Source organism: Acinetobacter piscicola (assembly GCF_015218165.1).
Classification (GTDB): Bacteria; Pseudomonadota; Gammaproteobacteria; order Pseudomonadales; family Moraxellaceae; genus Acinetobacter; species Acinetobacter piscicola_A.
Window position 1 is genome coordinate 1239260 of sequence record NZ_CP048659.1, and the last position, 12211, is coordinate 1251470.

The window sequence follows — 12211 nt, forward strand, 5'->3', positions numbered from 1 at the left end:
ATAAGCATAAGAATTGAGGAGAATTGAAATGAAATTAGTCATGATTGGTCATGGAATGGTAGGGCACAAATTCATTGAATCTGTGTTAGAGCATGCAGGTGATGAAGTTGAAATCACGATTTTGGCAGAAGAACCACGTTTAGCTTATGATCGCGTTCATTTAACTGAATATTTCACTGGTAAATCGGCAAAAGACCTAACTTTATGCCGTGCAGATTTTGCCGATGCTTATGGTATTGATCTCCGTTTAAGCACAAAAGCAACAGAAATTGATACTGTAAATAAATTGGTAACGACTAATCATGGTGATGTCATCAGTTATGACAAATTGATTCTCGCTACAGGTTCTTATGCATTCGTTCCACCGATTCCAGGTAATGATCGTCAAAATTGCTTTGTTTATCGTACCATTGAAGATCTTGATGCGATTCGAGCTGCAAGCTTGAATGCAAAATCAGGTGTGGTGATTGGTGGTGGTTTATTGGGTTTGGAGGCTGCTAAAGCACTTCGAGACTTAGACTTAGAAACGCATGTGGTTGAATTTGCGCCACGTTTGATGGCGGTTCAAATCGATGATTTAGGCGGTAAAGTTTTACGTTCAAAAATTGAAAACTTAGGGGTAAAAGTTCATACCCAAAAAGCGACTTCATCCATTGAAGATGGTGTAAATACAACTCATGTGATGAAATTTAGTGATGGTTCTGAGCTTGAAACCGACATTATTTTGTTTTCAGCAGGCATTCGTCCTCGTGATGAACTCGCACGTCAAAGCGGTTTAGCCATTGGTGAGCGTGGCGGGATCGTGATCAATGATTATTGCCAAACTTCTAACCCTGATATCTATGCCATTGGTGAATGTGCGCTGTGGCAAAATAAAATTTATGGTTTGGTTGCACCGGGCTATGACATGGCGCGTATTGCAGCGAAACACGTACTCGAACAAACCAGTACTGAGTTCGCAGGTGCGGACATGAGCACCAAACTCAAACTTATGGGAGTCGATGTTGCTTCTGTGGGGGATGCGCATGCGATGACCCCAAATTCTTTGAGCTATTTCTTTGCTGATGAAGATGCCATGATCTATAAAAAGATTGTGGTCAATGCTGAGAAAACCAAACTTTTAGGTGCGGTACTGGTCGGTTGTGCTAAAGAGTACAATGACTTGCTACAAATGATGCTCAATGGTTTAGAGATTCCTGAAAATCCTGAAAGCCTCATCATGCCAGGCTATGCTCAATCAGATGCAAAAACAGGCGGAAGTGGTGTAGACCTACTGCCTGATAGTGCAACGATTTGCTCATGTAATAACGTCTCTAAAGCTGATATTTGCTCCGCAATTCAAGAAGGTTCGACTTCATTGGGTGCTTTGAAAAAATGTACCAAAGCTGCAACAGCATGTGGAGGTTGTGCACCGCTCGTTACTCAAGTTTTAAAATCAGAATTACAACGCCAAGGTGTGACCGTCAATAACCATCTTTGTGAGCACTTTGCCTACTCTCGTCAAGAGTTGTATCACTTGGTTCGTGTCAATGAAATCAAAACCTTTGATGATTTAATTCAACAACATGGACATGGTCTAGGTTGTGATATTTGTAAGCCGACTGTGGCAAATATTCTTGCTTCTTGTTGGAACGACTTCGTGCTTAAACCAAGTCATGCAGGTCTGCAAGACAGTAACGATTATTATCTTGGCAATATTCAAAAAGATGGGACTTATTCAGTCGTGCCACGTATGGCAGGCGGTGAAGTCACGCCAGATGGACTCATTGCTGTCGGTCAAATTGCCAAACAATATGGTTTGTATACCAAACTGACAGGTGGTCAACGTGTTGATATGTTTGGTGCACAACTGCATCAACTGCCTGAAATCTGGGAAAAACTGATCAATGCAGGTTTTGAGTCAGGACATGCTTACGGTAAGTCATTGCGTACTGTGAAATCCTGCGTAGGCAGTACATGGTGTCGTTATGGCGTAGACGATTCAGTCGGTTTAGCCATTTTCCTTGAAAATCGTTATAAAGGCTTACGTTCTCCACATAAACTCAAAATGGCAGTGTCAGGCTGTACTCGTGAATGTGCTGAAGCGCAAAGTAAAGATGTTGGTGTGATTGCAACTGAAAAGGGTTGGAATTTATATGTTTGTGGTAATGGTGGTATGAAACCGCGCCATGCTGAATTACTTGCTTCCGACTTAGATACACAAACCTTAATCAAATATATCGATCGTTTCTTTATGTTCTACATCCAAACGGCAGATCGTCTACAACGTACCTCAGTATGGCGTGACAACATGGAAGGGGGATTGGATTATCTCAAAGATGTGGTGGTGAATGATTCTTTAGGGCTTGCAGAAGAACTTGAACGCCGTATGAGCCATGTGGTAGGTACCTATCAAGATGAATGGCGTACAGCGGTGGAAGATCCTGAAGTGCGTAAACGCTTTGTCACCTTTATCAATGCTAAAGCTGAACAACAACAAGATCCACATGTGCAATTTGCTGAAGTACGTGGACAAATTCGTCCAAAGACAGAAGCAGAACGTGATGCGAGTCGTATCCCTGTAGTTGAAGCTTAACGAATTTAGGTCAGAAAACTTCTTTTAAGTATAGCGCTGCATTTTCTGAAGAGAAAAGATGAAGATGCAGAAAAAATGAAGTTAAAGAACAAGGATAAGATGATGACAGTATTTAAAGATATGAATGAATTGAATTGGTTAGATGTATGTGCATTGGATGATATTACGCCGAATACAGGTGTGGGTGCGTTAATTGATGACCAACAAATTGCAATTTTCCGTGTAGGTTCAGAAAAGCGAGTATACGCACTCAGCAACCAAGATCCGTTTAGCAAAGCCTTTGTGATGTCACGTGGCATTATTGGTGATTTACAAGGTGAACGTGTGGTTGCTTCTCCGATTTATAAACAACATTTTAGTTTGGCAACAGGGCGTTGCTTGGAAGATAAAGATCAAAAACTTTTAGTATTTCCTAGCAAAATTGAAAATGGTCGAGTGATGATTAGCCCGACTCCACAAAAAACCTATATTACCAATAATGGCACGTCTCAAGAAAAAATGAAGTTGGTGCTGGTCGGCAATGGTCTAGCAGGTATGCGTTGCCTTGAGGACTTGCTTGATATGGCGCCAGATCGTTATGAAGTGACGGTGATTGGAGAAGAGCCATGGGGCAACTATAACCGCATCATGCTATCACCTGTATTATCGGGAGATAAAACCATCGATGATATTATGCTGCACCCGCACGCATGGTATAGCGATAAAAATATTCGCTTTATTGCAGGAGACCCTGCAGTGCGTATTGATCGCCCACGTAAACAAGTTTATACCGAAAAAGGTTTAGTGGTTGATTACGACCGTTTGATTTTGGCTACAGGTTCTAAACCATTTGTGCCTCCTGTACAAGGTGCAGAACTTGATGGTGTATTAAGTTTTCGTGACATTTACGATGTGAATACCATGCTCGACTACTGCAAATCTAAGAAAAATGCAGTGGTGATTGGTGGTGGTCTACTCGGGCTCGAAGCGGCTTATGGTTTAAAACAACGTGGCATGAATGTGACTGTTTTACATTTAATGGATCGCATTATGGAACGTCAATTGGATAGTAAAGCGAGCCAAATGTTACGTCATAGCATTGAGCAAAAAGGTATTCGCATCATCACTGAAGCCAATACAGAAGCCCTTTTGGGTGAAAATGGTCATGTCACACATGTACGCTTAAAAGATGGCACAATTTTAGATGCTGATTTAGTGGTTTTTGCAGTCGGTATCCGTCCGAATATGGCATTGGCACAAAGTGCTGGCTTACGTTGTAATCGTGGTGTGTTGGTGAATGATACGATGCAGACTTATGACCCAAGTATTTATGCGGTTGGTGAATGTATTGAGCATCGTAATCAAACTTTCGGTTTGGTTGAACCTTTGTGGGGTCAAGCATTTATTTGTGCATCACATTTGGCTGAACATGGCAGTTTAACTTTTAAAGCACCAACAGTGCCGACGCAGCTCAAAGTGAGTGGCTGTGATGTGTTCTCCGCAGGTCGAATTGATCTTGATAAGAATGCTGATGAGGAATTTGAAGACATCGTATTGAATGATGAGAAACGTCAAATCTATAAACGTATTATTATTCAAAAAGATAAAGTTATTGGTGCAGTGCTGTTTGGTGATACCGAAGATGGGACTTGGTATGCTGAATTGATCTCGGATCAAACTTCTATTTCTTCTATTCGAAATAAATTGCTGTTTGGTAAGGATTTTGCTTTGAAGAAAGCAGGGTGAATTAGTCTCCCTAATTCCTTTTTAATATAAAACCTCCCCTAACCCCTCCTGAAAAGAGGGGAATAAAAGCATTATCAGGAGCACAGCAGAAAATGAATAGTATCCCTGTAATGGAACTGCACAGCTCCACAGAAAATAAAGTCAAAATTACCCAAACCACATGTCCATACTGTGGAGTAGGTTGTGGTGTAACGGCAACTGTTGAAGATACTGTGCTTGGACAAAAAGTATCTGTAATCGGTGATGTTAATCATCCATCCAATTACGGCAAACTCTGCATTAAAGGCAGTAATTTAGCAGATACCGTAGGGCTAGAAACACGTGTTTTACACCCTATGCTCGGGCGGAAAATTGATGCAGAACATGCCTATGCTTACACACGTCAAAAAACTGACTGGGATAAAGCGACGGACCTAATTGCCAATAAATTTCAACAATGTATTGACCAATATGGTCGTGACAGCATTGCATTTTATGTCTCAGGACAATTGCTGACCGAAGATTATTATGTGGTCAATAAGTTCGTTAAAGGTTATCTCGGTACTGCCAATATTGATACCAATTCACGCTTATGTATGTCTTCTGCGGTAGCAGCGCATAAGCGTGCCTTTGGCGAAGACCTTGTTCCTGCAAGTTATGAGGATTTTGAACACACCGACATGGTGGTTTTAGTCGGCTCAAATACAGCATGGTGTCATCCTGTGTTGTATCAACGCATTATGAAAGCTAAGGAAGAAAGAGATTTATTTGTTGTAGTGATCGATCCACGATTTACTGCTACCTGTGAAGCAGCGGATTTACATTTACCGATTCTGATTGGTCAAGATGTTTCGTTATTTAATGGTTTAGTTCAATATTTATATCAAAATGGGTATAGTGACCACGAGTTTATTCAAGCACATACACAAGGTTTGGATGCGCTATTAGAAAGTTCACAGCCTGAAGCGGACATCGAACCAGTTGCAAAGAAAACAGGGATTTCACTCGAAAAATTAAAAGTTTTCTTTGAAAAATTTGCTCAAACAGAAAAAGTCATGACCTTATTTTCTATGGGGGTTAATCAATCTTCACGTGGGGTGGATAAAGCCAACAGTATTATCAATGCTCATTTACTCACAGGAAAAATTGGTAAATTAGGTGCAGCACCATTTTCGATGACAGGACAACCCAATGCTATGGGAGGACGTGAAGTCGGTGGTTTAGCCAATATGTTGGCGGCGCATATGGAGCTTGAAAATCCTCAGCATCAACAGCTTGTGCAAGGTTTTTGGAACAGCCCATCCATTGCCACTCAGGTTGGATTAAAAGCAGTTGATCTTTTTGAAGCGGTTGAAAGTGGTAAAATTAAAGCCATTTGGATCATGGCGACCAATCCTGTGGTCAGTTTGCCGAATGCAGATCAGGTAAAACGTGCTTTAGACAAATGTGAATTTGTTGTGGTTTCAGATATTTGTAAAGATACAGATACCACCCAATATGCCGATGTTTTATTGCCTGCACTAGGCTGGGGTGAGAAAGATGGTACGGTGACCAATTCTGAACGTCGTATATCAAGACAGCGCGCATTTTTAACTGAGCCTGAACAAGCCAAAGCAGATTGGTGGGCAGTCGCACAAGTGGCAAAGAAAATGGGTTTTGGTGGTTTTGAGTTTAAAAATAGCCATGACATTTTCAAAGAACATGCTCAACTTTCTGCTTATCAAAATACAGAAATCAATAAACGTGCTGATGTTGCAAACTTCCGTTATTTTAATCTGCAAGGTTTAACTGAACTTTCATTGTCTGAGTATCATGAACTCGAACCTGTGCAATGGCCTGTGATACAAAAAAAACAATCGAAAGATGAATATGGGCAATTATTTACGCGAGGGCAATTCAGCCATGCCGATGGCAAAGCGAAATTCATTGCAACAACAATGATTGATCCTGTAAATCAAACTGATCGTGAATATCCACTTATTCTTAATACAGGTCGAATCCGTGACCAATGGCATACCATGACACGAACAGGTCTGTCAGCAAATTTAAGTACCCATAAAGCTGAACCTTACTGCGAAATTCATCCAAATGATGCACTGAAATATGGTTTAAAAGATGGTGAATTGGTTGAGATTAAATCCGCTTGGGGGAATTGTGTACTGCGTGCGGTGGTGAGTGAAAATATTCGCCGTGGACAGATTTTTGCTCCGATTCATTGGAACGATCAATTTGCTTCAGATGCACGCATTGGCAAAGTGGTCAATCCTGTGGTCGATGCCATTTCAGGCGAGCCTGAATTTAAACATACGCCTATCATCATTCATCCTTTTTATACCCAATGGCAAGGGGTGTTCTATGTTCGACATGGTTTTGAGCATCTCGTTAAAAATAGTATTGAAAATACCGTGTGGTGGACAAAAATTCAGACAAGCAAAGCCGTGCGTTATGAACTCGCAGATCGTCGCCGTTTTAACCAAACCACGGAGCGTTTAAAAGCATTATTGCCTTTTGAGGATGAGAGTTTTGAATGGTTAAATCTTGAAGACCAAACTGCACATATCAGCCATACCATTATTTTAAAAGATGGGATTTTAATTGCCAGTTTATATATTGCACCAAAAGCCTTATTGCCTGATCGGGACTGGATTTCGAGTCTATTTAAACGTGAACGTTTAAGTGCTATGCACCGTAAGGCATTGCTTGCAGGACAAGCCATGTCAATGGGCAATCATGACGGCCCATTGGTTTGTAGTTGTTTTAAAGTCGGTAAAAACCGCATCATTCAAACCATTAAAGAACAAAATATCAGCAATGAAAAACAAGTCACTGCCTGTTTAAAAGCAGGGGGGAACTGTGGTTCTTGTCTACCTGAAATTCGTGGCTTAATCAAAGCTTGTCAAGCGGAGGCAGCCGAATGAAGAGAATAGTCAAAATGATCAGTCGAGGGATAGATTATCCTGAAACGGATTTAGTGATCCTTGCAGGTGGTCAGGCACGGCGGATGAATGGCATCAATAAACTGTTGCAAAAATTTGATGATCAAATTCAACTGATTAAAATACATCAACAACTCAAAAATGCAGTCTCGGCTGTATGGGTGAATAGCCATCGGGATTATTCAATTTATCAAAAAATGATCCCCACTATTCATTGTTATCAAGATGATGATCAGGGTTTTCAAGGTCCTTTGATGGGAATGAAAAGTGCGTGGACGTATGTGCAAGCCGATTATGTGTTGTTTATCCCTTGTGATGTGACGTTTATTCCTAAGCGTGTGGTTGAAAAATTACATCAAGCATTAGCCAAAAATGCTTTGTCTGATGTGGCTTATGTCGAAATTAATGGTGTGGCGCTATATCCATTTTGTCTTGTCAAGCGTAGTGCATATCAGACTATTCAAAACAGTCTTGCACAAAATAAGCGCAGTTTAAAACAGTGTTTTTCCGAGTTGCACGGCCAGGGGGTAATATTTAAAAATCATGCATTATTTTTGCACAGTATTAATTCGCTGGATGAATTACAACAATATCAACAATTGAAATCTATTCACATTTAACTTTGCAGCCTTTGAGTTTTATAAAAATATTTCGATTTACTAAATATTGGAACACTTTTTGCAGTTTCATTGTAAATCAGATGATGCATTTTTTTAGTTTTGGAAAATCCTGAACTTAAACAGTGCAAAAGGGACTGTGTATGAATGCAATACCACATCATAATGTACAGCGTGACGTCAATCCATTTGTTGATCAATTTGGACGTCATAAACGTAAACTGAGAATTTCAGTGACAGATCGCTGTAATTTTAAATGTGTTTATTGTATGCCTGAACATCCCGAATGGATGAAAAAACAAGATTTACTTAGTTTTGAAGCACTTTATCAGTTTTGCGAGTTTATGGTGCGCCGTGGCATCGAACACATTCGGATTACAGGGGGCGAGCCCTTAATGCGTCAAGGCGTGGTGCATTTTATTGCCGAATTACAACAGTTGAAAAAAATCGGTCTCAAAAAAGTGTCTATGACCACGAATGCACATTATTTAAAACAATATGCTTCACAACTGAAACAAGCGGGATTGGATGATTTAAACATCAGTTTAGATAGTTTAGATGCCGAGCAATTTAAACACTTAACCAAAAAAGATTTATTGCCTGTACTTGAGGGAATTCAGCAAGCAAAAGCGGTAGGGCTACCAATTAAAATCAATACTGTGCTCATTAGAGGTGTTAATGACGATCAAATTTTGCCTTTGGCACATTGGTCGATACAAAATAATGTGATGGTGCGTTTTATCGAATTTATGCCTTTAGATGGTGATGCGCATTGGTCATCTGCGCATGTGGTGACGGAACAAGACATTTTAAGACATCTAAAACAAGATTTTGATGTCACCATCAAACAAGGTCAATCGTCTGAACCTGCACGCACTTATTTCATTCATGGTTTTCCGATTGGGATTATTTCCACCATTTCCAATTCATTTTGTGGCACATGCGACCGATTGCGTTTAACTGCAAAAGGAGAGTTTTTTAATTGTCTATTTGCAACGCAAGGTTTGGATTTAAAAAAACACATTCAGGCATTGATGCAGAAAAAAGCACCAGCAGAATTGAAGTTAAATGCAGTGTTAACTGATTATATTTGGCATAAGAAACAAGGCTTTGATGCCATACAGCAAGAACAAACGACATTAAAATTATCGACATTAGCAGCATCTGCAAACCATGCGGCAACACGCAAAATTAGCATGTATATGATTGGAGGTTAAGATGCATTTTAAAGCACACAATCAAGATCCTCACAGTGCACTGATCAACATTCAAATAGAGTCGTTTGGTGCGATTGAGCGACAACTGCCACAAGATTTATGCTTGCAGTTTGAGTCTGAAATCAGCATTAGCGATGTACTTGAATATGTACAACGTGCTTATCCACAGTCCTCAACACTTTTGGAACGTTGTGCTTGCGCGGTGGGCGAAGACATTATTCCACGACAAGCCCTTTTAAGTTCAGATACTACTTTGGTTTTATTATCGCCTGTTGCAGGAGGTTAACATGACTGAAACTGTGAATAGTCAACATCGACATTTAAAAGATTTTAAACGCATTCAAGAGAGTGCATTAAGCCAAGACGGTTTTGATGGCATTGAACATTTCCCTGAATGTGGAGGGATCGGGATTTTTGTCGGCACGGTACGAGATCATCATGAAGGCAAGGCGGTTAAGGCGCTGAAATATACCGCTTATGCGCCTGTAGCAGAAAAAATGATCCGTCAAATTGAACAAGAGATTCAAATCAAACATGGCATATCTTATGTGCGTGTGATTCACCGCGTTGGCGCTTTAGATATTGGTGAAAAAGCGATTATTGCAATGGCCTATGCACCACATCGGCGGGAGGCATTTGCTGCTTGTGAAGAGGCGGTGGAACGGGTTAAACATGAAGTGCCTGTATGGAAAGAAGAATTTTATATGGATGGCAGCAGTCAATATGTAGAGGGGTGTTGTATCCGTAAAGATCATGAGGATGAGCTATCACATACTGCACCACATCAGCATTCGAAACAGTGTGACCATATACATCATCGTCTACGTGCACATTCATCTACAGCAACATATCAAGATGATCATCTGCCTCATGAGCAACCGACACAGGAACTTGCCTCTTTAACGCAAAAACAGCATGAATCTTCGGTAGATCCTGCTGTTTATCAATGGCATCTGTAAATAAAACCGTTAATCTTGAAGAAAATTATAAAATAGGAATGTGCAATGAAAAATGTCGGCATGAAAGCAGAAAGTTATCGCACAGCGATCGCCACAGGAATATTACATGCACCGCCGCATTGCATCGAATTGTTACGTCATGGCAATACCGAAAAAGGCGATGCCTTAAAAACGGCGCGGATTGCAGGGATTTTAGCTGCAAAACGTACTGATGAACTGATTCCATTGTGCCATCCATTGCCGATTTACCGTGCCGATGTCGATTACGAACTGTTTGATGCACATGTCAAAATTAGCGCTGTTGTGGAAACCATTGGCCCTACAGGTGTTGAGATGGAAGCATTAACGGCAGTGAGTCTTGCAGGACTAACCTTGTATGACATGCTTAAACCGCATTGTGACCCTGATGATTTATTATTGGATGGTATTCAATTAGAAAAGAAAAAAGGCGGAAAATCACATTTTACCCGTGCTTTAAAACAGAGTCTATCTGCATCGGTGATTGTCTTGTCCGATACTGTCGCAGCAGGGAAAAAGCCTGATACCGCAGGGCAAAATGTCCTAGAAATTTTACAAGAAGCCAATTTTAGTAATATTGCTTATCAAGTGATTCCTGATGATCCGACACAATTATTGGCATTGATTGAACAGCAAAAAAATCAATATCCTTTAATTTTAACCGTGGGCGGTACAGGTTTAGGGCCAAAAGATTTAACTGTAGAAACCATTCAGCCTTTATTAGAACGTGAAATTCCCGGTTTAATGGAAGCATCACGCAGTTTTGGGCAACGCCGTACCCCTTATGCTGCACTCAGTCGGGGGGTTGCAGGTTATATCGATCAAAGTTTGGTGATTACTTTACCGGGCAGTCGTCAGGGGGCTTTAGAGTCTTTAAGCGCAATTTTACCTGCACTTGTGCATCTCTTTGATGTACAAAAAAATATTCCGCATGCGGGAGGTTATCAATAATGTCAGGTTGTGAGGCTGAACAGGGTTTAATTTCGATTGATCAAGCATTGTCATTGATTCAACAACATAGCCAAGTTTTAGGCACTGAAGATCTTGCTTTACATGTAGCATTAAATCGTTATTTAGCAGTAGATGTTGCTTCAAGTATTAATTTACCCATGTTTTCACAAAGTGCAGTAGATGGCTATGCGATACATGCAGACGAAGTGATTGAGGTTGGTTCGACTTTTGAACTGATTGGGGAAATTCGTGCAGGACAATGTGCTGATGTTGTATTAGCGCATGGACAAGCCTTACGTATTTTTACGGGAGCAAAAATTCCGCTTGGAACAACAACGGTAGCACGGCAAGAAATTGTCCATTTAGTTTCGACATCTAAAATTCAAATGACAGAAGCACTGAAAAAACATGCCGATATTCGTGATGTTGGCGAGGAAATTGCGATTGGACAATCTCTTGCGCAGAAAGGTCAACAACTGTCAGTGGGTGCAATCGCAGCTTTAAGCATGGCAGGTATTCAACAGGTTCAAGTCTTTCAATATCCTAAAATTGCAGTGGTGATCACAGGCGATGAAGTTACAAAAAATATTGAGGACTTCACTGCAGGCAAAATCTTTGATGCCAATGCCCCTTTAATTCAGGCATGGTTTCAACAGCGTAATCAACAGATTGATCTTTTTCATGTGGCGGATACAGCACTTGCGGTAAAAACATTATTCGCAGAATTAAGTCAAAATTATGATTTGATCCTGACCACAGGCGGGGTTTCAGTCGGTGATTATGATTTTATTCGACCTGTGGCATTGGAATTAGGTTTTGAACAAATCTTTTGGAAAATCAAACAAAAACCAGGTAAACCGATGTTCTTTGCAACATTGCAAAAGCCTGATCAAAAATGTTGTTATTTATTGGGCTTACCAGGGAATCCTGCTGCGGTGTATGTGGGCATGCAAATTTATACCACGACGCTATTAGACGCTTTGCAAGGGCAAACATCATCTTTGCAATGGTTCAGCGCGGAACTCAGTCATGATTTAAAAGCCGATGCACGAGAACGTTTTTTACGTATGTCGGTGCAATTCGATCAAGCCAAGCTCACAGTCCAAAGCCTCGGCAAACAACAATCACATATGCTGAGTAATTTAATGCAAGCCAATGGTTTGGTGCGTATTCCTGCACATCAACAGCTTGAAGCAGGGCAGATGGTGCAAGGTATTTTTATTTAGCTCTTTTT

General features: G+C 40.6%; 9 protein-coding genes. All 9 read left to right on the plus strand.

Features of this window, described 5'->3' with window-relative positions; translation table 11 throughout:
- Positions 1-28: 28 nt before the first annotated feature.
- The 9 genes from nirB to G0028_RS06000 all read left to right on the plus strand — a co-directional run bounded on the left by nirB (position 29) and on the right by G0028_RS06000 (position 12203).
- A complete protein-coding gene (nirB, locus tag G0028_RS05960; protein WP_194088753.1) occupies positions 29-2575 on the plus strand; it encodes a nitrite reductase large subunit NirB in 2547 nt (848 codons plus the stop codon).
- 102 nt (positions 2576-2677) lie between these two features.
- On the plus strand, positions 2678-4300 hold the full coding sequence (gene nirD / locus G0028_RS05965) for a nitrite reductase small subunit NirD (protein ID WP_180044845.1): 1623 nt from the start codon (positions 2678-2680) through the stop codon (positions 4298-4300).
- A gap of 92 nt (positions 4301-4392) precedes the next feature.
- Complete coding sequence (locus G0028_RS05970) at positions 4393-7197, plus strand: nitrate reductase (RefSeq protein ID WP_180044844.1); 2805 nt, start codon at positions 4393-4395, stop codon at positions 7195-7197.
- Positions 7194-7835 carry a molybdenum cofactor guanylyltransferase gene (locus tag G0028_RS05975; RefSeq protein WP_130072833.1) on the plus strand — a complete coding sequence of 214 codons (642 nt, stop codon included), beginning with the start codon at positions 7194-7196 and terminating at the stop codon, positions 7833-7835. The genes G0028_RS05970 and G0028_RS05975 overlap by 4 nt, the downstream gene beginning before the upstream one ends.
- Before the next feature lie 140 nt (positions 7836-7975).
- The gene (gene moaA / locus G0028_RS05980; RefSeq protein ID WP_180044843.1) at positions 7976-9049 is read left to right on the plus strand and encodes a GTP 3',8-cyclase MoaA; all 1074 of its coding nucleotides are present in this window, start codon (positions 7976-7978) and stop codon (positions 9047-9049) included.
- A 1-nt stretch (position 9050) separates the two neighbouring features.
- Positions 9051-9335: a MoaD/ThiS family protein gene (locus G0028_RS05985; RefSeq protein ID WP_180044842.1), complete on the plus strand. Its 285-nt coding sequence runs from the start codon at positions 9051-9053 to the stop codon at positions 9333-9335.
- 1 nt (position 9336) lies between these two features.
- The gene (locus G0028_RS05990) at positions 9337-10008 is read left to right on the plus strand and encodes a molybdenum cofactor biosynthesis protein MoaE (protein ID WP_180044841.1); all 672 of its coding nucleotides are present in this window, start codon (positions 9337-9339) and stop codon (positions 10006-10008) included.
- A gap of 45 nt (positions 10009-10053) precedes the next feature.
- Positions 10054-10977, plus strand: coding sequence for a bifunctional molybdenum cofactor biosynthesis protein MoaC/MoaB (moaCB, locus tag G0028_RS05995; protein ID WP_180044840.1), 924 nt, complete (start codon positions 10054-10056; stop codon positions 10975-10977).
- Positions 10977-12203 (plus strand): molybdopterin molybdotransferase MoeA, encoded by a 1227-nt coding sequence (locus tag G0028_RS06000; protein WP_180044839.1) that lies wholly within the window; start codon positions 10977-10979, stop codon positions 12201-12203. The genes moaCB and G0028_RS06000 overlap by 1 nt, the downstream gene beginning before the upstream one ends.
- Positions 12204-12211 lie beyond the last annotated feature (8 nt).